The organism is bacterium, assembly GCA_041648665.1.
Lineage (GTDB): Bacteria > UBA10199 > UBA10199 > 2-02-FULL-44-16 > JAAZCA01 > JAFGMW01.
Map to the genome: position 1 here is coordinate 1 of JBAZOP010000038.1, position 23,376 is coordinate 23,376.

The following is a 23,376-nucleotide window of genomic DNA, read 5'->3' on the forward strand; positions in this document are numbered from 1 at the left end:
CCTGGTCTGGCGCTCCCACTTCTTGAGCGCCTTCTCGAGCAGCGGCTGGTTCATGGACCACAGGAGCGCGTTCTCCCCTTCCATCTTCTGCTCTGCGAAGAGCCGATATCCCAGGGAATACGTCTGGAACCCGGTCTCGTCAGGCCCGCCCCACACGATGAAGGTCGCAGGCTCCTGTATGTGCAGCCTCACCGGATTGTCGGGATCGAATTCGGTCCTCAAGAAACCCACTATGTTGAGGTTGAGCCTGATGCACCAGATCGGCTCGGTGAGCCCCTTCATCACGAGCATGAGCTCGTCCAGAAAGGTCATCTGATTGAGGTTGTCCTTCTGCACCTGTTTTTTGGCGCCCGTCGTGGTGATCTCCATGTTGTCCGGGACCACGAGCCCGAAGAAGGAGCGGAGGAAATTGAAGATCTGCTCGAAGAACCAGACGTTGGACTGCTCCGCGTTCATGCGGGTGAAGTCGACATTCGGGTTGAAACCCCAGCTGCCCACGACCTGGCCGCGGATCGTCTTCTCGTCCAGGAAGTCGTCCAGCCCGGTCGGCATGATCACGTTGTTTCTGGCCTTGTTCGCTGTCATGAAGGGCATGGTATCCCAAAGCGAGGCCGGCTGTCCAGCAAAGGCGCTCACCCTCAAACGATCGGGGCGCCTCATTATCCAATTCGTTGAAAACCCTTGGCATTTTTTACATCGTGCACTAATGTCGCCCTGTATTTGGTATCGGCAGGAGATGGGGGGAATCATGAATACTTTGCACCGCACTTTTATGGGCGTGCTGGCCTGCTCATTCGCCTCGCTCATTTCGTTCTACGGCACGCAGGGATATGCAGCGGACGAAGTCTTGCCTCCTCCGGAAGGCGCCTCCTCGATCGAGGAGGAACTCTACTTCAAGACCGAGGAGATCGTCACAGGACCTGGGAAGAGAGCGATGAAGGCCGAGGAGGCGCCGGCCAACGTGTTCGTCATCACCAACGAGGACATAGTCCAATCCGGCCAGACCAGCCTGGCCGAGGTTTTGCGCCGCGTGCCCGGCATGGATGCGATATACATATCCAGCGGCGAGAGCCAGGTCTCCATGCGAGGATTCGCCGGCCCGATCATCGACGGCACGAGGATGGCGGTGCTCATCGACGGCCGTCTCTTCCAGCACGAGTTCATCAGCGGCATCCTTTGGCAGCAGATCCCCGTGCCGCTCGACGACATCAAACAGATCGAGGTGATCGCAGGACCGATGTCATCGCTCTACGGCAACAAGGCGATGCTCGGCATCATAAACATCGTCACGTACGAGCCCGAGGAGACGAGGACCAAGATCGAGGCCGGAGGGGGCAGTTACTGGCTGGGCAAAGGAGACTTCGTGCACGCCCAGAGCTTCGACGCCGCTAAAAAATACTGGTACAAGATCACGGGCCACTACCTGCGTTACAACGACTTCACCGATTGGCGAGGGACGGGAAAACAGAAGGCTGAGGAGGATCTGGCGGTAACCGGAAAATTCCTCGCAAAGCCCGTGGACGGGACCAAGGCGTGGCTAAACGCGGGGGCCTCCCAATCAAACGGCCTCGCGTCCTTCGGCCCCCTGCTCAGCGGAAACGAGCGCAGGGTGTTCGTGGACGGCAACTTCGAGCAGGACATGGGGGAGTGGGGTCAGTTCAACCTCAAGTCCTACTGGGAAAGGCACTACCTCGAGGTCCCCGATTTCCCGGGGCTCGGGACCCTGGAGATCGACAACGTTGAGGCTGAGGCCAGACACAACATCTCCTTCGATATCACCTCGGACATCGAGAACACGCTCACCTATGGATTCGACTATCGCTACGGCGACATCAGCAACGCTCCGGTGCAATCGCTCAACGACATCGGCGGCTACCTGCAGGACGAGTTCCGCTTCTACGACAAGGTGATCTTAAACGGCGGCGTGCGCGTCGACTATCAAAAGGAGTTCATAGGGCTCAACGTCGCGGCCCACGGCAGCGTGGTGTGGCTGCCGCATCCCAAATACACCTTGAAAGCGGGCTTTGGCTCGGCCTTCAACAACCCCAACTATCTCCATTTTTACACGAATTTGCTCCAGCCGCTGGTCAATCCCGCGGTCGGCACCCTGGTCGGAAACACCGACATCAAGGCCGAGGAGATCCTCTACCTGGACGTGGGCAACACCATACGTCCCATCGACAGGCTCACGCTGCACGCCAATTTCTTCTACTACAGGATGAACAACCTGATCACCCCCACAGTCTCCCTGGCGCCCCCCACGGCGCAGTTTCAAAACGACGGCGGCGCCGAGGCGATCGGCGGCGAGATCAGGGCGGAGGGACAGATAGCCAAGTGGCTCGAGGGCTACGGGCAATGGGCCTATGAAAAGTTCAATGCCATAAACGGCAACGCCAACCCGACCCCCAACCTGGGCAACCCGAAGAATAAGGTCGGCGCAGGCCTCAGGGGAAAGTGGTTCGACGGCAGGTTCACGGCCAACGTGGATTTCGAGTACACCATGCACTACTACCGCCAGAACGGGGCGATAAACTTCAATTTCATCCCCGTGGAGCGGATCGACGACTTCTATATGCTGAACGCCAGGGTCGCATACTGGCCTATAAAGAACCACCTTGAGCTGGCGGTCGCAGCGAACAATATCCTAGACGACAATTCGGCGCAGACGCCGCTGTTCGATCCGACCTTCGGCTTCGTGCTCGCCGAGAGGCCGACGTTCAACGTCTGGGGATCGATAAGGTACGTATTCTAGGGAGTGCGATGAAGAGGCAGGCGTTCTACATCCCTGTGCTGATGCTCGCCGTTGCGATTCTGCTGGCGCCTCGACCCGCGCCGGCGCAGAATGCGTGCGTGATCCTCTCCAGCACGGCACAGCCGTTCAAGGAGGCCAAAGAGGGCTTCAGAAAAGGATTCGGCGGCACCGTCGAGGAGATCGTCATGCCCCCGGAGCCGGCGAGGGCGAGCGAGATCGTGGCAAGCATAACCGCAAAGTCATGCAAGGTGGTGATCCCCATGGGATCCGCGGCGCTCAAGTTCCTAAGACTCAGGGTCTCCGACATGCCGATCGTCTTTGCGATGACCCTGTCGCCTGCAGCCATAAAATCAGAAGGGCTCAACATGACCGGCGTATACCTGGAGCCTTCGCCCGGGATGCAGTTGGCCTCCATCCGCAAAGTCCTGCCTGCCGCGAGGAGGGTGGGCGTCCTCTACTCATCCCCCAGCGAATACCTGTCGATGCTCGAACGCAACGCAGGCGGCGCCGGGCTGGAGATAGTGGCGGTTAGGGCGCCCAAGATCGGCGACGCGGTCCGCGAAGCGGAATCGCTCGTCAAAAGGAGCGACCTGCTCCTCATGATACCCGACGTGGTGACCTCCACCCACGAAGTCTTCAAGTCCATCCTCCTATCATCCCTCAGCGGGAACATCCCCATCTTCGCGCTCGCGGAGAAACACGTGGAGGCCGGAGCCCTCGCGGCCCTCGCCACGGACTACGAAAGCAACGGAGCCCAGGCGGCCGTCATGGCGCGCAGAGTCGCAGCCGGAGCATCCGCATCATCGATAAAACCGGATTACTCCAACAAGGCCGGTCTGGTCCTTAATCTCAAGGTCGCCGCAAAGCTGGGCATCGTCGTGCCGGAGGCGGCGATAAACGAGGCGATAGAGATCTATCGCTGACACCGAGGAGGCTTGTTGAAAGTAGGACTTCTGAAAAACATCTCGAACAAGTTCGTCTTCGCGATCGTCTCCATCGTGCTGTCCCTCACCGCAGTCTTCATCACCTACTTCACGATCCACAACCGCAATTCGCTGGAGGGGTTCCAGAAATCGGTCGGCATCTCCCTCGTCCAGAGCATGGCCGAGAGCTCAAGGCTGGGCCTGATCTCTTCCGATCCGATCTATCTGGAGCAGCCCTTCTCGATCGCGATGAACAACCCGGACGTCGAGTTCATCGCCGCCTACGACAAAAACGGGTCGCTCATAAGCAAGACCTCGCGCAGTGAAGCCGACCTCGTGCTCACCGGCGCCATCATCGCCCGGATCGAATCCGCAAAAGGCCCATTCGCAGGCGAGAGGACCGCCGTCGCAGGCGATGAGGTGGACGATTTCTTTTCCCCGGTTTTTTCCGAATATGAGTTCGACACGGAAACGGAGGAGCTGCTCGTACTGAAAAAGGAATACGCTCCGGAAACCATAGGCCGGAGGATCGGAGCCATAAGGATAGGAATGTCCCGCAAGAGGATCGACGCGGCGGAGGGCGCGGCGTTCCTGGTCTCCGCCGCCATGGGCATCACCGCAGCCATATTCGCCATAGCGATCTCCCTTCTCATAGCGAGCCGCATCACGAAACCGCTCAAGGCACTCGAACAGGGAACGAAAAGCGTCATAATGGGCAAGCTCGACGTCAGCGTGCCGATAACCTCGGACGACGAACTGGGCTCGGTCGCCGGCGCCTTCAACAAGATGACCGCCGCCCTGAGGGAGACCACCGTGTCGAAGGATTTCATGGACGGCATCGTGGAGTCCATGAACGAGGCGATGGTCGTGCTGGACAACGACCGCAGCATCACCACCTTCAACTCCGCAGCCGAGAAGATGCTGGGTTTCAACGTCGACGAGCTGAAAGGGCTTTCGGTGGACTCCATCTTCTACGACCCCGAGAATCATCCGGTCGACGGGGGGAGATGGCAGGCCATCATGGCGAATCTCCTCTCCAACGCCCAAACCGAATTCAGGACAAAGGAAGGCCACCGAGTCCCCGTCACCATCTCGACCGCTCCGATGAAGGACAAGGAAGGCGCGGCCCACGGCGTCGTCCTGGTGGCGCGCGACATGAGCGAAGTATATTCGCTGCTCGATCAGCTGAAGGTTCACACCGCCGAGCTGGAGAATTATCAATCGGTCCTCTTCAGCATGCTGGAAGACAACGAGCGAGCACGCGCCGAAACGGAGTCCGAAAGAGCGAAGACAGTGGCGGCGGTCGAGTCGATGGCCGACGGCCTCGTGATATTCGATCTGTCCGGCAAGGTGCTCATCATGAACCGAGCCTCGCGCGCGATGTTGGGTTTTGAAGAAGACACGGAGGCCACGGCCGAAGGCATACGCGCCGTGATAGGCGACGCCTTCGATCCGCTGATATCGAACGCCGAGAGCCTCGCCGCAGAGCACTTCGCATGCGAGCTGACGCTGGGCGCCGAGAGAAAGAGGGCCATAAGGATAGAGGGACTTCCGGTCACAAAGGGAGGCGAACGCATCGGATCGATCCTCGTGATGAGGGACGTGACCAAGCAGCGCGAGCTGGATCAGGCCAAGTACGAGCTGATCAGCAACGTCTCCCACGAGCTTAGGACTCCGCTCGCCATAATAAGCAACGTGATATCGAACGCCCTGATCGGCGTGTCGGGCGAGCTCGACGAGAGGCTCCGGACGAACCTGGAGATGTGCGGCTCCAACACGCGCAGGCTCACGAACATAATAGACAAGCTCCTCAACATGGCCTCCATGGACAAGGGCGATATATCGATAAAACGAGAGATGACCGACCTGTCGGCCATACTGAAGGATATAAGCGCCTCCTTCGAGCAGGAGGCGCGGATCAAGGGAATTTCGATGAGCCTCAATATCCCGAAGGCGCCCATCACGGCGTTCCTCGACGCAAAGGCGATCGGAAACGTGCTCTTGAACCTGATCTCCAACGCGATCAGATTCACCGAAAAGGGTTCCGTGACGGTGGAGGCAGGCGTCAAAGGAAGCTTCGTGGAGATATCCGTCAGCGACACCGGCATCGGCATCCCGAAGGACGAGCAGAGCCTGATATTCGATTCATTCCATCAGATCGGCAGGACGTACGGCCCCGGCGAAAAGGGGGTGGGCCTGGGCCTCGCGATCTCACGAAAACTGATCGAGCAGCACGGAGGTTCGATCAGCGTCATGAGCGCTCCGGGCAAGGGCACCCGGTTCACGATCCTCCTGCCCATAGGAGAATAGAATGTCCAAGAACAAGAAAAAGATACTCATCGTCGACGACGAGATCGATTTCACCAACTCAACGTCCCACAGGCTCAATTTCGAAGGGTACGATACGATAGAAGCCATGAACGCCGAGGAGGCGATGGCCATCCTGGAGAAGACGGTCCCGGACATCATCCTGCTGGACGTGATGATGCCGGGCATGACCGGAGTTCAGTTCTTCGAACAGCTGAGGAAAGACGCCCGCTTCAAAGACATACCCGTGATCTTCCTCACCGTCTGGGACCGTCTCGTCTCCTCAGACTCCCACGGCGCCAAAGAAAAGGCCGTGCTGGTCACCAAGCCGTTCGAGTTCGACACGCTCCTCAAAACGATAAGAGAGATGATTTCATCATAGCGGGATCGAGGCGTAGACGAAGGCAAGGATGTCCTGCGGAAATATCCCGAATATAGCGACGGCGAGAGCTGCAGCCAACATGACGCCCACGAGGATGCTCGCGCCCCTCGACCCGTCCCCCTCCCGCGAGGAGGAGAGAGAAGCGGGCTGGTCCCTGAAATACATCGCGCTCACAGGCCTCAGCACGCACAAGAGCATGACGGCCATGCCCGCCGCGGCGACCGCGACAAGGGCCACGTCCCCTGCCCTGGCCATGGATATCATCAGATAGAACCTGCCCATGAAACCGATCGTGGGCGGAAGCCCCGCGAGCGAGAAGAGAAACAGCGAGAACGCGGCTGCAGACCACGGTTTCGTCCTGGCCAGGCCGCACAGGTGCCTCTGGTCTAGCGGCTCGCCCGGCCGGAATCCCAGCGCGACCAACGCCGCGAACGCGCCGATCATTGAGACGGAGTAGGAGACGAGGCTGAATATCAGCGCCCGCGTCATCACTGCATGCGCGTGGGCCAAAGAGGGCAGCGCAGCCAGCAGGAACCCGCCGTCGGCTATGGAGAGCCAGCAGAGCATCCTCTTGATGCTCTCCTGCCGCATCGCCGCCAACGCGCCCCACAGGATCGTCGCGGCCGCGATGACGGAGGCCATGCCGTGCCACAGCGCGCCGCCCGGCACCGCCACCGCGGACGCGAGCCTGAGAAACGCAATGAAGGCGGCCGCCTTCGCGGCTGTGGCGATGAGGAGGGTGATCGGGGTCGGCGATCCGTCCAGCGCATCCGGCGCCCACGCGTGGAACGGGACCGCCGCCACCTTGAGCGCGAGCCCCGCGAAGACCATGGCTATCCCGAAGAGGAATACACCCCTCCCCTCGCCGCTGAGGACGTATTCGAACCTCTGCGCTATCGTGGCGAGAGAGGTGCTGCCGAGGCTCCCGAATATGAACGCGAGCCCCATGCAATAAAACGCGGCGGCGAACGCGCTCATCATGAAGAACTTGAGAGAACCCTCGATCGATTGCGGCCGCTCGCGGAGGAAACCGGCGAGCGCATAGAGCGCGATGGACATGGACTCCATGGCGATGAGTATGGCGATGAGGTCGCCGGCAAAGACCAGGGCGCACATCCCCATGACCGAGAGCAGGATGAGGCCGTAGAAACCGGACCTCTTCTCGCCGTGCGCGGCGAGATAGGGCTGGGATATCAGCACCGAGCACATCGCCGCGGCGCATATTATCATCATCCCGGCTATGGCCAGCCTGTCCGTCAAAAGCGCCTGGACTTCGGTCGCCGCAACCCGCGGCCATATGAACCAGGCCAGCGCCATCGCCGCGGCGATGGCCGCGATCACGATGAAGCGCTCCGCCGACAGAAACGCGCCCTTTTTAGCAGCCTCACTCATCCGTAGCTCCACTGCCCTCCGATTCGCCGCCTGCATCCGGCGACGCCGGTATTATCATCTCGACCCTCTTCGCGAGCTTCACGAAGGCGTCCGCGGATCCGCCGACCTTCTCCATGACCGGCTGCGGCCATACGCCGAGGAGCACGACGACGGCGATGATCGGCAATATGGCCGATGCCTCGGAGGCGCGCACGTCCACGGGGCGCTTGTCGGCCGGAGCCTTCGAGTGGCCGAAGACGGCCCCCGCGGTCATGCGCGCCATGGCGATAGCAAAGAGCGCAAGACCTGCGAGCGCCGCGACCGCGAATCCGGTCCTGGCCTGGAACGCGCCCATGAGGAGCTGAAATTGCGCCGAGAAACCGGCCAGGCCGGGGATCCCGGCCGCCGCCGCCGCGAGCACCGCAAGCGCCAAAGCCATGGCAGGCATCGCCCTGCCGAGCCCGCTTATCCCGCCTACGTCGCAGGTCCCGAACCTCGCCTTGAGCATTCCCGCCGTCGCGTAGAGTGCGGCGCATATCAGCGCCTGCACCGCCGCGAGCGTCATCGCGCCTGCGGCCGCCTGGCCCTGCAGCGAGAAGAGGCCGACCATCACAACCCCCATCTGGGAGATCGACGCGGCCGCGACTATCCTCCGCATGTCGCGCTCGGACATCGCGAGCATCGCGCCCATGAATATCTGGGCCGTGAAAAGCACGAGCATCGTCTTGCCGGAGACGGCCACGGCTACCGGGGCGAGCGGCATGGCGATCCTGAAGAACCCGTACGCAGCCGCGACCAGCATCGCGGAACCGGGGATCATCGCGCAGGAGGCAGGGGTCTCTTCGCAGAAGTCAGCGAGCCAGGTGTGCAGCCCGATGATCGGGACGAATATGCCGAATGACAGCGCCAGCGCCCCGAAGAGCCACGCCTGCTCCTTGATCGAAAAACGCTGCGCCATCCAGTCCACGAAGCAGAAAGACTCGGCGCTCCCGCCAGCATAGGCGAAGGCGGCCAGCATCACCCCACCGCTCACGGCCGCAAAGGCCGCATACTTGAACGACGTCTTGATCCTGGACGGCCCGCCCCACATGCCGGCGATGAAACACGCGCAGATGGTCGCAAGATTCCAGAAGAGGAAGAACAGGAACGCGTCGATCGCCGCAAAGAGGCCGATCAGTCCCGCCTCCGCGAGCAGGGCCAGGGCGCCGAACATCTTTCGCCGCGGACCTGTCTCCTGCCATGAGACGACTATCGCGCAGGTGCAGATGAGCGAGACAACGCAAGCCATCATGGCGGAGACCCCGTCGAACCCCACCCTGTAATAGATCCCGAGGGACGGTATCCAGCTCCTGAGATCGGCCTGCTCGATCTCGCCCGCGGCGCCGACCTTCGCGAACAGCGCGACGCAGAAGACGAGGCAGACGAAGGAGGCTGCGACCGCGATCATCCTGCCAAGATTCGGCATGCGCCTCGGCACGACGACCAGGGCCAGCGCGCCCACGAGCGGCGAGATGATCGCAGCGTTGATCAACGGCACTTCCAAAAGACCTCCCGTCACAGCGCCACGAGCGCGATTATCGCTATGGCGCCGATGAGGAAATAGAGCATGTAATGATAGAGCACGCCGGTCTGCGCAGCCTGCGCCAGCGCCGCGACCAGCCCCAGGGACCTGGCCGCCCCGTCCGTCGCTATGCCGTCGACCGCGGTCCTGTCGATCCCCTGCCTCACGATCACGTTGGAGAACCACATGAACGGCTTCACGAGGATGAAGGAATAAATTTCGTCAAAGAAATATCCGCGCGAGACCAGGACCGTGATCGGCTTGATCCTTCTCGCCACCCGCGCCGCCCAGTCCCTCTTCTGGGCGTAGATGAGCCAACCCAGCACGGCGAAGTGCGCCGACCACAGGAGCGAGACGGCGGCCAGCACGATCCAGTTTCCGCACGCCCCATCGACCGAAGCCCTGCCCACCTCGGAGGGGATTATCCCGCCGAGCCAGACGCCTATCCTGTCCTGGCCGTGGAAACACTGCGGGACGCCCAGGAACCCGGCCGCCGCGACCAGCGTCATGAGTATCATCGACGCCAGCACCATGCTCATCGTGGGCTCCGTCACCCTCTTGTACTTCGCGGCGCCAAGCGCGCTATCTCCGAAGAACATCGCGCCGGCCGCCCTGAATATGTAGAAGGCCCCGATCCCCAGGGTCGCGAACCCGCACACCCATAGCAGGACTTGTCCCCTCTCGAACGCCTCGCCCAGTATCGACTGCACGCTCATGAAACCGGAGAGCGGCGCTATCCCGGCGAGAGCCGCCGCCGAGATCACGAACGCCCATCCGGTGACCGGCATCCGCCTCTTTAAGCCCCCCATCGCCATGATGTCGCACTCGCCCGACGTGGCCTTGATGGCGCTGCCCGCGGCCAGTATCAGCAGACACTTGAAGAGCGCGTGCGTGATGAGGTGGAAGGCGGCGCCGATGAAGGCCCCTATGCCCACCGCCAGATACATGAGCCCGAATTGGGACGCGGTGGAGAAAGCGAGTATCTTCCTGATGTCCCTCTCAGCCAGCGCCATGGTCGCGGCGATTATCGCGCTCGCCGCGCCGATGGCCCCCACGACGAGCATTGCGGTGTGCGAGAGGGTGAAGATGAAGTTGAGCCTGATCACGAAATACAGCCCAAGCGCCGCGGTCGTCACGGTGCTCATGAGCGCAAAGGCCGGGATCGGGGCGAGGGCCGACTCCGGCAGCCAGAGGTGCAGCGGGATCTGGCCCGATTTGGCGATCGCGTTGCCGAAGATGAGCAGCGCGATCGTCGTGGCCATGGGCATGAAATAAACGGCGTTGCGCTCCATGGTCTCGAAGCTGAAGATGCCCGATGCGGGAGCTGCCTCCGCCGCCGACATCACGCCGAAGATCATGAAGGCGGCCGCGAGGATGCAGGCGTCGCCCAGCGCGCCGGGCACGAAGAGCTTGAGCATCCTTTTTGTAGAGCCCGGGTCGTCGAGCCTGAAACCTGTGAGGGCGCACGACACGACGCCCACCCCCCCGGAGCCGATGATCGCGAGCACGAGGTTGTCCGCGAGAACGGCGAGCAGCATGAAGAAGACGATCAGGTTCGAAAGCGAGAAGAACCTGAAGAATCCCTCCTCCCCCCACATGTCTCCCACCGAATAGATGTGCACGAGGAGCGCCATGGCGGAGACCGTCAGCGCCATGGCGAGCGAGAGCTCGTCGACCTTGAGCCCCACGTCCACGAAGAGGTTCGGCAGCGCGACCCAGCGGAAGAGAGGCCCGGTGATCGCGGACGGCGACGTTGCATCAAAGCCGGTGAGCGTGAGAAAAAGCACGATCGAGGCCGCAAGCGACCCCATCGGGGCCGCGATCCCCACGAGCGAGGCAAAGCCCCTGGGGCCTGGCGACTCGCTCCGCCAGTGCGCCGCAGCGATCGCGGCGTTTATCAGCGCGCCCGCGAGCGGCAGGGCGACCACGAGCCATATCATCGCCTGCAGGCTCACGCGGCTGTAGATGGTCTCCAGCATCCTCGATCCCTCAGTCCTTTAGAAGCTTCATCTCGTCCGCATGCAGGGTGCCGCATCGGGTGAACACCGCAAGCAGCAGGGCGAGCCCAACCGCGGCCTCGGCAGCCGCTATCGCTATTATGAAGAAGGTCGCCGCATTGCCCTCCGGCAGGAGGTTCCACCTTGAGAAGCCCGCCATGGCGACCACGGAGGCGGAGAACATGATCTGGATGGAGATGAGCATCATGAGCATGTTGCGCCTCACGCACGCGCCCGCAGCGCCGATCGAGAATAGCGCCACGGAGAAGATGAGCACGTGCTGAAGCGTGAGCGTCATGCGCCCTCCCCCCTCTTCGCGATTATTATCGAGGCCACAGCCGCGGCCAAAAGCATAACCCCGGTCAGCTCGAACGGAAGCGCGTACTGCGACACCATCATCTTCCCCATCGTCAGCGAAGACTCGAAATAGTCGCCGCTAGCCGGCGCGGCCGCAAACGGAGGGGCTGCGACCGCGATCATCATCACGATCGCAAGGTAGCCGGCGGCCACGGCCGCCAGGACCTTGCCGAACCTGATCTGGCGCGCCCTCGCCCTCTTCGACGAGTCCATGAGCATCATGACGAAGAGCGAGAAGACCATCGAGACGCCTGCGGCCACTATCACGAATGCGCCGGCGACCATGGGCGCGCGGAGGATGAGGAGGATTGCCCCGGCCGACAGGGCGACCCCTGCGAACCATGCCGCGCACATGAGCGGATCTCTCCTGGAGACGGCGGCTATCGCCGAGGCCAGGCCGCACGCGGCAAAGATATAGAAAGCTACTGCCTCCACGCTCCCCCCTTGAGCAACTGCATCGCAATATAAGCCGTAACGACGAGATTTGCCATAGACAAAGGCACGAGCGCCCTCCACGCGAACGATGAGAACTGGTCCTCCCTGAGCCTGGGGAGCGAGGCCCTGGCAAAGGAGAAGAGCGCCATCGCGGCGCATGTCTTGACGATCATGCAAAGAAGCCCGAGCGCGCAGAGCGAGGGCTCCACCGCCCAGCCGGGCATGAGCCTCCCGAGCGTCTCCGCGACCAAGGGGACCGGCGCGAACGGGATCTGCCACCCGCCGAGGAACAGGGCCGCGGTCATCGCCGCCAGCGCCACGAAGAGGACGCGTCTTGCGGCCGCGTTTATCGCTGAGGCTGCGGCGGCAGCCGATTCGCCGCCCAGCGCGAACGGGACCTTGATCGCGGCGCACGCGCAGACGGAAAAGACAGCGAAGGCCAAAGGTTGCCTCACCAGGTTCCATCTCCACGGCAGGTGACCCTGGGCCTCGATTATCCGCGCGAAGTTTACTTCGCCCTCGATCATGAGGACGGCCGCGACGGAAAGGCACATGGCCAGAAAATACGAGAGATAATTGGAGCTCTCTTCGAGAGCCTCGATCAAGGGCTTGCCCTCCCGCATCCCCAGCCTGGAGAATACGGAGGCGACCGCCCAGATGGAGATCATGGCCAGCGAAAAGAGAACCCCGGAAGCGGGATCAAGGGCAGTCACTGAGAAGCGCTGTCCCGCGATGGAGACCTCGGGCGAATAACTGACCGCTGCGGCAGTCATCAGCGCCGCCGCAAAGGCGAGAGGCGCGGCGAACAGCATCGGAGACAAATCTCTGCGCAGCCTTGCGTTGCCAACGAGCCTCACCGCACGCACGATGAAATACGCAGCACCCCGCCCAGCCGACCCCTTGCCGCCCGGGCCGCGCACGAACCGGCGATCAAACCCGGCCGCGACCGGGGCAAGGAGCGCTATCAGCGCAAGCGCCGACGCCGCGCCCGGCACCGCCATCCCTGTCTCGATAGGATACAATCTACCTCCTCACCTGTCGGCCTCGGACGCCGACACCCCCAGGCTCGCAATGACGATCGGGACATCCTCCAGCATGCACCCCTTGAGGATCATCGGGGCTACCTGACATATGGCGAAGGAGGGCGAGATCACCCTGAACATGGCGGGATGAGCCCTGCCGTCGGAGACGAGATGGAACCCGAGCTCCCCGGCGGAGGCCTCTGTGGAGAAATGCACCTCCCCGCGGGGCATGGGCGAGTCCCCCCTGATCATTCCTTCGTGCAGGGCCCGGCTCTCCTCGGAACCATAGAGCTCGCTGCGTCCCGGCAGCGTTATCCCCTTCACGCACGCCTCGACGGCTCCCGGCTCCATGTCGACGATCGCCTGCTTTATGATGCGCAGAGACTGGATGGCCTCCGCGAGCATCACCGTTATCCTGTCGAACGCATCGCCGTCCACTCCAACGGGCACCCCCCAATCGCACTCCGCATAGAGCAGATACGGGGCTGCTTTTCTGAGATCGCGTCCGGAACCCGCTGCCCTGAGGCACGGCCCCGTTACCCCCCACGCCTCGGCCGCATGCTGCGAGATGACGCCCACCCCTCGGGTGCGCGCCGCGAAGATCCGGTCCTTTTCAGCGATCCTCAGCGCCCTCTCGATCTCGCGCCCGACCTTCGGGATCACGGCCTCCATGCGCGCCTGATCCCCGGCGCTCAAGTCGCGCGCCATGCCGCCGATGCGGACGCAGCGGCCGTGGCCCCGCGATCCGAAGCAGGATTCGACGCACGCGGCCAGGCCGCGCGCCTCCGCCATGAGGGCCGCGGCCTGTCGTGCCAGGCCGATGGAGGAGAAGGAGCGGGCCACGGCGAGCATGTGCTCGCAGACGCGCCACGACTCGCACAGGATCATGCGGAGCCACATCGCGCGCCTGGGGACCGAGACACCGAAGAGGCGTTCGACCGCCATCCCGCAGCCTACGCCGGCGATGTCCGGCGACCGGCAGTTTATCTTTTCAGCGACCGCATGCGCGAAATGCCACGGGACCGACATGGCGAGCTTCTCTATCCCCCTGTGCGCATATCCCGTCTCCACCTCTGCTAAAGAGACCCTCGCCCCCTCCACGCCCAGCTTGAGGCCAAAGGGCGCGAAGGACGCCGCATCGCCGTAGGGTATCTCGACGAATGCCGTTCGCTCAAGCGCCTCCTCCGCAGCCGGCGTCCGGACAGAGACCACGGGTCGTATGTCCGAGGCCGACATGATGAGCCGTCTCAACTCTTTCATCGCCTCTGCTATCTGCCCCTGCTCCGGCGGGCAGCCCGGCACATAGACATCCACAGGTATGGACTCGCCTCCAGCGTCCTTTCCGGCGGCGCATGCGCCGAACGCTATCACCCACCTGGGTCTTGCCATCCGGTCGTAGAGTCGTCTCAGCGCGGAGAGGCGTTTCCCGCCCATCGGGCCTGCGACTATCATGAGATCAGCCGACTCGGGGAGATCCGTCGTGGCGATGTCGCCGGGCAATTCGACCCACGGGCAGCACGGACCGCGGAGGAATATCGCCCGCAGGCCTCGCGCCCTGAACCATGCGAGGAGATAACGCTTCAGCCGTGAAAATAATTTATCGAACATATCATCTTTCCCAGTCGAGCGCGCCGCTCCACAGAGCAAACGCCAGCGCGATCGCCATGAGGATGAGGAAAGACACGATGTGGATGAAGGCCGAAAGGCCATGTCCCGACTGGACGGCCCACCTGAAAGCGAGCGCCCAGGGAAGGATCATGAGCACCCCTGCCTCGAATATCAGAAAGAGCGCCGCCACGAAGATGAAGGGGATTCGAAATATCCTGCCGCCTGCCAATGCCTTTGAATCCATATATAAGCACCCTTGTTATGATTTGACATAGATTAACAATTTCCAATAGTTATTACAATACAAACCCGTGCTGTCTCCTTGACTGGGGCCGCCTTTTCTACTAGGAGTGCGCAGCCAAAACGAGAAACCATATGATTCCGAGCAGGAAGACCGCCGTCGTCGTCGGGTTCGCCCTCTTCGCCATGTTCTTCGGCGCCGGCAATCTCATATTCCCGCCGACCTTGGGCAGGCTCTTCGGAGACCGCTTCGCATTCTCGCTGCTGGGCTTTGTGATAACAGGAGTGGGACTGCCGCTGATGGGCATCATGGCCGTGGCAAGGGCCGAGGGCGGCATCGACCACATGGCCAGGCGCGTCTCCCCCTTCTTCGCAAAGGCGTTATCCCTCGCGCTCATGCTCGCCATCGGCCCCTTCCTCGCCATACCCCGCACGTGCGCCACCACCTACGAGCTGGCCGTCGCGCCGAATTTCCCGTTCATCAACTCGTGGCTCTTCTCCGCGATCTATTTCGGGATAGTGCTCTTCTTCGCGCTCAATCCCCTCTCGGTCATAGACAGGATCGGAAAGATACTCACGCCGCTTTTGCTGGCCTCGCTCGCAGCGATGATCGCAAAGGGCATCATGAGCCCGATCGCCGCGCCCGTTCCCACGACGGAGCTTCACCCGTTCGGGAAATCGCTGATCGAGGGCTATCAGACCATGGACCTGATGGCCGCCACCATATTCGGCATAGTCCTGCTGAGCGACCTGAGGAGCAAGGGCATATTCGAGCGCGCGGCGCAGGTGAAGCTCATCATCAAAGCGGGGCTCATCGCCGCGGTGTCGCTCGCGATCGTGTACGGCGGCCTCAATTTCCTGGGCGCCACGACGAGCGCGCTCCCGGAGCAGCTGAGCCGAACCGAGCTCATGATCTTCATCTCGAATACGCTCATGGGGAGGATCGGCGGCCTCTTCCTGGGGTTGGCGGTCTCGATGGCGTGCCTCACCACCGCTATCGGGCTGATCGTGGTCTGCGGCGAGTACTTCAACAAATTCTCGTACGGGAAGCTCAACTACCGATGGGTCTGCATCGCCATCGCTGCGGTCAGCTTCTTCTTCGCCAACGCCGGCGTGGAGAAGATAATATCGATCGCCGTCCCGGTGCTCGTCACCCTCTATCCCGTCGTGATGGTGGTGGTCATACTCAGCCTCTTCGCCTGGAAGCTCAAGAACCGCAATGTGTGGCGCTTTGCCGTGGCCGGCGCATTGATCGCCGGCATCCTCGAAGCCATCCACGCCAGCGGAGTGAGCATCGACGTCACGGAGCGCATCTGGGAGGTCCTGCCGCTGACGCACCTCGGCATCGGATGGGTGGCGCCCGCCGCCTTGCTCGGCGGCCTAGGCGCGCTCATCATGCAGCGCCGCGCAGTGAAGAGCTTCAGGGTGCTGGCCGTGTGCCCGAGCCAGCTGGCCACTCAGGTGGCGATCTTCGACGACAGCATCCCGGTCTTCGAGACATCCATACCGCACAGGCTCGACCGCGCCATGAACAAGGAACAGCGCGACTCCGAGCTCATACTCATAAAGGAAGAGCTCTCGCGCAGGCTCGCGCAGCTGCACATTGACCTGTCCACGGTCGACGCGGTCGCGGCCAGGGGAGGATTCCTGCATCCCCTCCCCGGCGGCGTCTATCGCGTGACGCGGGCCATGGTGGAGGACCTGATAAGGAACGCCTGGCGACAGCACCCCTCCAACTGGGGCGCGGTCATCGGGGGAGAGATAGCGGAGGCGAACGACATCGACGCATTCATAGTCGATCCGGTGGTGGTGGACGAGATGGACGACCTGGCCCGCTTCTCCGGCATGCCCGACATCAAGCGCGCCAGCATATTCCACGCCTCGAACCAGAAAGCGGTCGTCCGCCGCATGGCCAAGAACCTGTGGAAACCGCCGCAAAAAATAAACGCGATCGTAGCGCACATGGGCGACGGGGTGTCGGTCGGCGCGCACAGGCAAGGCAAGGTGGTGGACGTCAACAACGCGCTGGACGGCGACGGCCCATTCTCAGCCATCAGCGCGGGATCGCTGCCCGCGGTGGACGTGGTGAAGATGTGTTTCCAGGAAGGCGCGACGGAGGAGACCGTGCTCCACAAGATCCGCAACGCGGGCGGGCTCATCGCCTACCTCGGCGTCACCGACGTGGGCGAGATCAACCGCATGATCGAAAAGGGCGACGGCAAGGCAGCGGAGGTGATCGAGGCGATGGGATACCAGGTCTCGAAGGAGATAGGCGCGCTCGCCGCAGCGCTCCGCGGAAGGGTCGACGCGATCGCTCTCACCGGGGCCTACGCCGGCATAACCTCGCTCGCCCGCGCGATAAAATCGCGCTGTGAGTTCCTGGCCCCTGTCTTCGCGTACCCTGGCGAATCCGAGACCTCGGCCATCGTGGGCGGCGCCCTGCGGGTGCTGCGCGGCGAAGAGGAACTCCTGGAATACGACCCTGCGTGACGCATGCCCTCTTTCTTCAAGCCGGCTGCTGTGACGTCACAGAAGGCGCTCCAATAGAAATGTACTTCATGGCCTCTGCGTCAATATCCATCCTCTCCTTGTGGAAGGATATCACCCCTGCCTTTTGAATCATTGCTTCAAGGCATGACAACATCGCTTTTAACCGCTCGTACATCATGACTTTGAAGGCCAGGCGAATAAGGCGATCGTTTGATTCGTCCCTGTTTGAATCGCCCTCGCTGTTTTCCCACCGCGACATTGTAACCGGCGAAACGCCGATGAACGCAGCGAACCCCTTGCTTGCCATCCCGACTTCTTTTCTCATGAACCTGATCTCGGGGCCTGTGAGCAACCCCTTTTTGTCGGAAAGGGCAACAGCCATAACGATGTGCAGTTGAGTCGGTTCCGGAATATCCACAAAGCTGGTTTTGCAGGACGGACATGTGAACTCAGAAACACCTTCGAGATAGACATTGTTGAGCCCACTCTCAACATAATGATGTTTTATTTTTTTATCGTTCATGACCTTTCCGCATTCATAACATTTTGTGCTCATAGCGCCTCCTTCCTCCCCCTTTATTCAACAGCTTTTCAGCTGGACCTATTTTCTGACAACCGACTTGATGATGATTCGGCCGTGTTCTTCGTCCACTACAATGGGCGCTTCGAGAACCCTGCAATCATCGAGCTGCGTGCGCATGACGCACTCGAAGCCTTTTACGTGTTTGGCTTTGGTCGGGCCTTCGCTCATCACTCCGCCGCTCAGGGCGCGCATGACATCGGGCATGGTGAACCTTCTTTCGATCATGCGTTTCCTAGCGTGCGCCGAAGGAGCCAAAGAGCCCTTTCTCAACAGCAACATCTGCAATTTTCTTTTGGCTTCATCCCGGTCCATCTCTCAATCCTCCGTGCCGACATCCAGCGCTTAGCACGGTGTTAATATAGAATCAAGAGAAACCGGAATAACCCACGCTTCTATTGTATATTATCGGCAAGGTAAATGGAAGAGTTGCGTAAAATTAGCTTAAGGCTAATATTTACATTAGGTTAATTTACGGTGTCAGCGCTTTTATACCCCTTTCCCCAATAACAACACACCCTTAGCGAACCTGCTTTATAGTGCTCGCGTTCAACACCATAAAGCAGGTTCGTGGTGTTTCCACCCTTTCCCGCCCATCCCGATTCGGTTGCAGTTCAAATGTGAGGGGGATATAGAAGCCTTGTTGATGAGGTGGGGAGTTTTTTTGTGGGTTATGTGTCCATGCCTTCGGAATTCTAATGAGATTTCTTACTGCCGAACAACATCAATTGGTCGTTAAGCAGCTTGTAGAGCTAGGGCGAAAGCTTATATCTGCGCGACGGCAACATTCGTCAGGATTTGAGTTCACTTCATTGATGGTATGCTTTCTGATGCATAATCTAAGTGCAGCGGAGGCACTTCTTCGTTTACTGAATTCCACAACCGAGAAATGGTTTCCAGCAACTGTTGGATATACAATCGTTCGGACTATGTTTGAAATAGATGTAACCGCACATTATATTTCGCAGCAGCCTGTTGAACGATCAAGAAGGTATATTAAATACGGGCGAATTTTGAAGAAGAAGCGTATGGATGCATGTCTGAGGCATTGTGATAGTAGAGATGCTCAGTGGGCAGAAGGAATGAAGAATGAATGGGAACATCATTGGAAAGAACAGCAGAATGAAGTGAATAAGCAATATGAGGAAGTAAAAGAAGCCTTTAAGAAGACGAATAGCTGGGCTGGGATGACGATAAAGGAAATGGCTAAGGCTGTGCATCATGAAGAAGCATACGATATCTTTTACGCAGAGCTTTGTTCTTTTGCGCACGCAGATGTTAAGTTGGTAGATCGTTTTCTTCAACGCGAGAGTGGTGGATTAAAATGGTCTATGGCTGCAGATGAATTCGATGTGGCGAGTGTTTTTAGATATGTGGCGATATTCTTATCGTGCACTATAATGCTATTCGATGAGCAATTTGAATGTGGCATGGGTGGATGTGTCGATGAATGTTGGAACGTATAGCGGATAACGATTTCCTCCAAATCACGTCCTTTCCACCCTTTCCCGCCCATCTTGATTCGGTTGCAGTGAAAGTGGGAGGGGGATGAGGTTTTGTTGATATAGGGGTCAGAATTCCGGGGACACGACACTTAATTCGGGAAACTGAACATCCTTAGGAATACTTAATAACAAGAAATGCATTAAATCCGTGCTTATAGCGATTGGCATGCATCGTGCAATATCAACAGCATATGGCACGGATGGCTCGAGTCGTTGTACCCGATATTCCTCATCACATCATTCAGCGTGGCAACAGACGGCAGCGTGTGTTCTTCTCTGATGAAGATCGCGCCTGCTATCTTGCGCTGCTGGCCGACAACGCGAGGAAGAATGGGGTGTCTATCTGGGCTTATTGTCTCATGGATAATCATGTTCATATGGTAGCGGTCCCTGAGAGTGAGGCGGCGCTTGCAAAGGCCATCGGCGATACGCACAGGGGTTACACACGACGAATCAATTTTCGCGAGAACTGGCGTGGCTATTTATGGCAGGGCAGATTTTCATCAAGTCCGCTGGATGAGCGACATCTCTTTGCAGCAGTCAGATATGTCGAGCGCAATCCTGTCAGGGCAAGGCTGGTTCAACATGCTGAAGACTACCGGTGGTCAAGCGCCAGGGCCCATGTACAGGGGCAGACTGACATCTGTCTTTCGGGTGATGAGCTGGGTGTCTTGGGTATTGACGACTGGAAGGCATATCTAATGGAGTCAGGTGATGATGATTTCATGAAAAGATTGAGGAAAGGGGCAAGAACAGGGCGGCCACTGGGAAGTGATGAGTTTATCGACAGGATCGAATCGTTAACAGGCAGGGTCCTGAGGCGACAGAAGCCCGGTCCCAAGGGTAGGAATTAAGTGTCGTGTCCCCGGAATTCCCCCGCTTTCGCGGGAATGACAAGCGGGGGCAAGGGATTGCCGCGTGGAACCTGCCCTGAGCAACGTCGAAGGGCTCGCAATGACACCGGGAATATTCTTAGCAGGTTGAATAAGGCGTTGAGTGCCGACTTGACGGAGCGGGTCGAAGGTCTCTGTTGAGCGGCGTCAGAAGGCGCCGCTTTCTAAGCCTGCAATGCTGCGGCGCCTGATGCGCAGCGACGACCTTCAACATGGGCTCTTTATATAAAGAAGAAGTGCCGCGGCGTGGGTACCGCGCCGCGGCACGAACGGCGTCTGAGCGAGCGAGCCGTAAGCGAAACAGAGGCCTTCGATCCGCTCCGTCTGCTGAGATGCATTTCATTGAATGATGTGCTAAAGATGGCGTAATCACGGAGGCCTCATGCTCATACGCTTCGCGCTGTTCGGAATCATCGGGATATTCGCGGCCCTGATCGTGGACGCGGCCAAAAAATCCTATTTCGCGAGGCGCATGGAGCTCGGCGCAGAGACCTCGCTCATCCTCTTCCCGTTCTTCGGGCTCATCGCGCTGATATTTCCCCTGATCGCAATCCGCGTCTCGAACATGGCGTGGTACGGCCGCGGGCTCGTGTACATGGCCGCGCTCTTCGCAGCGCAGTACCTGGCCGGCCTCATCCTCACCAAACTCAACCGCTGCCCCTGGAGTTACTCCGGCCGCGGCTCGCTGGGAGGGCTCATCCGCATCTCCGACGCGCCCCTCTGGTTCGCGGCAGGGCTCGGCATCGAGCAGATATACCCATGGGTGAAGGCCACGGCGGTCGCCCTCGGCTGATTTAACTCACCGTTATCATTGCGTTAACAGCCGGAAAAAATGGCTTTGATGCCGATCCTTGCCATGTTAAAGGATCGTCTCAGATGCCATTCTCCATCAGAGATTTTTTCGACGACGCCTCGCGCACATTATCCACATATGTCGATTTCAGAACCGCCTGCGCAAACAGCATAGCTGCGCTCAACGAGGACCCGACCAGCCGCATGGCCGAGACGGACTTCTACAGCAAACTCTCCGCGATCGAAGGTCTGCCGCCAAACATAGCCTCAGGTTTCAGGTCGTCATGGGAGCCCAGGTTCAAGGAGTTCAGGGAACAGCACAATTACACCAACATGCCGATGACGCCTTCGCTCAAGCTCTTCAAGATATGCGCGCAATCGGTGGCAGCAAGGCACAACCACGCGCTCGATCGAGTCCTCGCCAAAGAATGGATGGCGCTCGCCGTATCCCCTGAAGAGAGGGAGGGGCTAGACGCCCTGACCGCCAGGATGACGGCCCTTCACATGGACGAAGAATGGACAGGTGGACTCGTCTCCACCTGGGAGTACCTCTTCGGCGCAGGCGGCCACGGCGACAGGAACATAAAGCCGCCGTCGGTCTACTACGAGGTGTTCGACAGACAGAGGTCGCACGTCGAACTGAGGACGCCATCCGACGAAGACCTCAACGTATACGGCGTCAGGGAATACAGGAAAGACGAACTCGACGCGGCGCTCTCGCTCATAGAAAAAAACCGGCTGACGCTCGTGCTCGGCCACCCCGGATGGAGGCCAGTGGCGCGCTCCTTCGATCTGTGGCTCGAAACGCTGAAGATGAAACTCTCCGGATCAGAAGTGGAGCTCTTGGATATCGCCTCGGTGAATAAGCCGGAGGAAAAACTGGCCGCCGCACTATCTGCGATCGCAAAAGCGAAATCACGCAAGTTGGTGCTCCTGGCGGAGACCGGGCATTCACCTCACGCCGCAGCCGCAGGGAAGATAGCACGGCTGATAGCCGATGCAGGGGTAACAGAGATGCTGCCTGTATTGGCCATCGACCACAAGGCCCTGAATCAAAGGCAGGCCGCGCAGATCGTGTTCGGCGAGAAGGCGCTGCAGAACGGAGACGAGGCCCGGACGATCAAATTCATCGACACCATCTCATCGGTCTGGGCAATGCTGCCCGCAGACATCTCATATCTGGCTGATGAGCTCGACAACATGGCCTCAAGACCCGACCTGGAGACGCTGGGCATAAAGTTGGCGATAGCAGGCAGAGACATCTCCAAAAATTATCACAAGCAGGCGCCGGACAGCCCTCTCACCCTCTCCATGCCGAACGGCAGCTGGGGACGCTATCTCGATCGCATGTTCGCGCTCTCCAAGGCAAACGTGATCACCATCGGCCCGTGCCCCGCGCCGTTCTTCACGATGAATCTCAACCTCAGGGCCTGAAGAGCATCGCCTTTTCGTCTATCGACACGATCGCTGAAGTGGAATGTTCCGGAACGAGCTGGCAGGTCTCGGTGATGGAGACGTTGATGCGATTTGCGCCGAGCAGTTCGTATATCTTCCGTTGATCGAGCAGCGAGGGGAATGCCGGGTAGCCGGGGCTGAACCTCTTGCCCGTTGATTCCGCTGCGCCGAGCTCCTGCCTTATCAGCCTGTGGCAGTATTCCGCCGAGGCCTCGGTGAATTCCGAGGCAAGGCCCTTCAAATAGAACACGTCGCTGTATTTGTTTTTGGAAAACATCGAGGCCGCGATATCCGCGACCTTGCCCCCTATCGTCACCAGCTGGAACGCCGCGAAACCGCCTGGGAAGAAATCGGCGACGCAGCGGTTGGGCGTCTCCCTCTCCCTGGGAAAGTCGAACTTGAAGTCGCGTCTCTCTCCCTTCACAAGCAGCCCGTTGCCTATCCGCTCGCATTTGAAATAGCCGTACACGATCGCGGGCGCTATCGCGGACTGCGATCTCACGAGCGACATGGTCCGCTCGTATATCGGGAGGACCTTCGACGACTTAAGATCTTCCCACGCCGAGGCGGCTGCGCCCTGTCTGAACTGCCAGCGCGCCGCGAAGAGCGCTTCCTTGTCTAGGAGCGCCTCCACCTCATCGAGGCCTACGCTCTTTAAAACCTTTGTGCCGAGAAACGGGGCGTCCATGACGGTCTATCTCTCCCT

Annotated in this window: 21 protein-coding genes; 9 read left to right on the forward strand and 12 right to left on the reverse strand. The window is 60.0% G+C overall.

The genetic code is table 11. The features are described from left to right. Positions 1-585: hypothetical protein (locus tag WC683_12035; GenBank protein ID MFA4973337.1), on the reverse strand; the 585-nt coding region annotated here is incomplete at its 3' end. 163 nt (positions 586-748) lie between these two features. Between WC683_12035 and WC683_12040 the strand changes: the two genes are divergently transcribed. The 4 genes from WC683_12040 to WC683_12055 are packed head-to-tail and all read left to right on the forward strand — an operon-like array spanning position 749 to position 6,364. Next, positions 749-2,752: a TonB-dependent receptor gene (locus WC683_12040; protein ID MFA4973338.1), complete on the forward strand. Its 2,004-nt coding sequence runs from the start codon at positions 749-751 to the stop codon at positions 2,750-2,752. Between the two features lie 8 nt (positions 2,753-2,760). After that, on the forward strand, positions 2,761-3,675 hold the full coding sequence (locus tag WC683_12045; GenBank protein ID MFA4973339.1) for an ABC transporter substrate binding protein: 915 nt from the start codon (positions 2,761-2,763) through the stop codon (positions 3,673-3,675). 15 nt (positions 3,676-3,690) lie between these two features. Then, positions 3,691-5,985, forward strand: a complete 2,295-nt coding sequence (locus WC683_12050; protein MFA4973340.1) for an ATP-binding protein — start codon at positions 3,691-3,693, stop codon at positions 5,983-5,985. Position 5,986: 1 nt separating this feature from the next. Beyond that, a complete protein-coding gene (locus tag WC683_12055) occupies positions 5,987-6,364 on the forward strand; it encodes a response regulator (GenBank protein MFA4973341.1) in 378 nt (125 codons plus the stop codon). Here WC683_12055 and WC683_12060 read toward each other — a convergent pair. From WC683_12060 to WC683_12095, 8 genes are read right to left on the reverse strand one after another with little or no spacing between them, the layout of a single operon-like run. Continuing rightward, positions 6,359-7,756, reverse strand: a complete 1,398-nt coding sequence (locus WC683_12060) for an NADH-quinone oxidoreductase subunit N (protein ID MFA4973342.1) — start codon at positions 7,754-7,756, stop codon at positions 6,359-6,361. The genes WC683_12055 and WC683_12060 overlap by 6 nt on opposite strands. Beyond that, on the reverse strand, positions 7,749-9,272 hold the full coding sequence (locus WC683_12065; protein MFA4973343.1) for an NADH-quinone oxidoreductase subunit M: 1,524 nt from the start codon (positions 9,270-9,272) through the stop codon (positions 7,749-7,751). Before WC683_12065 ends, WC683_12060 begins: the two co-directional genes overlap by 8 nt. Positions 9,273-9,289: 17 nt before the next feature. Next, positions 9,290-11,275: an NADH-quinone oxidoreductase subunit L gene (locus WC683_12070; protein ID MFA4973344.1), complete on the reverse strand. Its 1,986-nt coding sequence runs from the start codon at positions 11,273-11,275 to the stop codon at positions 9,290-9,292. A gap of 10 nt (positions 11,276-11,285) precedes the next feature. After that, a complete protein-coding gene (nuoK, locus tag WC683_12075; protein ID MFA4973345.1) occupies positions 11,286-11,591 on the reverse strand; it encodes an NADH-quinone oxidoreductase subunit NuoK in 306 nt (101 codons plus the stop codon). Further along, positions 11,588-12,085, reverse strand: a complete 498-nt coding sequence (locus WC683_12080) for an NADH-quinone oxidoreductase subunit J (protein MFA4973346.1) — start codon at positions 12,083-12,085, stop codon at positions 11,588-11,590. Before WC683_12080 ends, nuoK begins: the two co-directional genes overlap by 4 nt. Further along, positions 12,073-13,107 carry an NADH-quinone oxidoreductase subunit H gene (locus tag WC683_12085; protein MFA4973347.1) on the reverse strand — a complete coding sequence of 345 codons (1,035 nt, stop codon included), beginning with the start codon at positions 13,105-13,107 and terminating at the stop codon, positions 12,073-12,075. Before WC683_12085 ends, WC683_12080 begins: the two co-directional genes overlap by 13 nt. Before the next feature lie 9 nt (positions 13,108-13,116). Further along, positions 13,117-14,715, reverse strand: a complete 1,599-nt coding sequence (locus WC683_12090) for a hypothetical protein (GenBank protein MFA4973348.1) — start codon at positions 14,713-14,715, stop codon at positions 13,117-13,119. Between the two features lies 1 nt (position 14,716). Then, positions 14,717-14,959, reverse strand: coding sequence for an NADH-quinone oxidoreductase subunit A (locus WC683_12095; protein MFA4973349.1), 243 nt, complete (start codon positions 14,957-14,959; stop codon positions 14,717-14,719). Positions 14,960-15,090: 131 nt separating this feature from the next. Between WC683_12095 and buk the strand changes: the two genes are divergently transcribed. After that, complete coding sequence (gene buk, locus WC683_12100; GenBank protein MFA4973350.1) at positions 15,091-17,445, forward strand: butyrate kinase; 2,355 nt, start codon at positions 15,091-15,093, stop codon at positions 17,443-17,445. 16 nt (positions 17,446-17,461) lie between these two features. Here the strand turns inward: buk and WC683_12105 are convergent, their stop codons facing one another. Beyond that, positions 17,462-18,001, reverse strand: a complete 540-nt coding sequence (locus WC683_12105) for a type II TA system antitoxin MqsA family protein (protein ID MFA4973351.1) — start codon at positions 17,999-18,001, stop codon at positions 17,462-17,464. A gap of 45 nt (positions 18,002-18,046) precedes the next feature. After that, positions 18,047-18,340, reverse strand: coding sequence for a DUF4258 domain-containing protein (locus tag WC683_12110; protein MFA4973352.1), 294 nt, complete (start codon positions 18,338-18,340; stop codon positions 18,047-18,049). Between the two features lie 383 nt (positions 18,341-18,723). On the opposite strand from WC683_12110, the gene WC683_12115 reads away from it, so the two are divergent. From WC683_12115 to WC683_12130, 4 genes are all read left to right on the forward strand, one after another. Continuing rightward, positions 18,724-19,491: a DUF5677 domain-containing protein gene (locus tag WC683_12115; protein ID MFA4973353.1), complete on the forward strand. Its 768-nt coding sequence runs from the start codon at positions 18,724-18,726 to the stop codon at positions 19,489-19,491. Positions 19,492-19,730: 239 nt separating this feature from the next. Next, positions 19,731-20,384, forward strand: coding sequence for a transposase (locus WC683_12120; GenBank protein MFA4973354.1), 654 nt, complete (start codon positions 19,731-19,733; stop codon positions 20,382-20,384). A gap of 421 nt (positions 20,385-20,805) precedes the next feature. Next, positions 20,806-21,216 carry a hypothetical protein gene (locus WC683_12125; protein ID MFA4973355.1) on the forward strand — a complete coding sequence of 137 codons (411 nt, stop codon included), beginning with the start codon at positions 20,806-20,808 and terminating at the stop codon, positions 21,214-21,216. Between the two features lie 83 nt (positions 21,217-21,299). Next, a complete protein-coding gene (locus tag WC683_12130; GenBank protein ID MFA4973356.1) occupies positions 21,300-22,649 on the forward strand; it encodes a hypothetical protein in 1,350 nt (449 codons plus the stop codon). Here WC683_12130 and WC683_12135 read toward each other — a convergent pair. Continuing rightward, positions 22,639-23,358 carry a vitamin B12 dependent-methionine synthase activation domain-containing protein gene (locus WC683_12135; GenBank protein MFA4973357.1) on the reverse strand — a complete coding sequence of 240 codons (720 nt, stop codon included), beginning with the start codon at positions 23,356-23,358 and terminating at the stop codon, positions 22,639-22,641. The genes WC683_12130 and WC683_12135 overlap by 11 nt on opposite strands. Positions 23,359-23,376 lie beyond the last annotated feature (18 nt).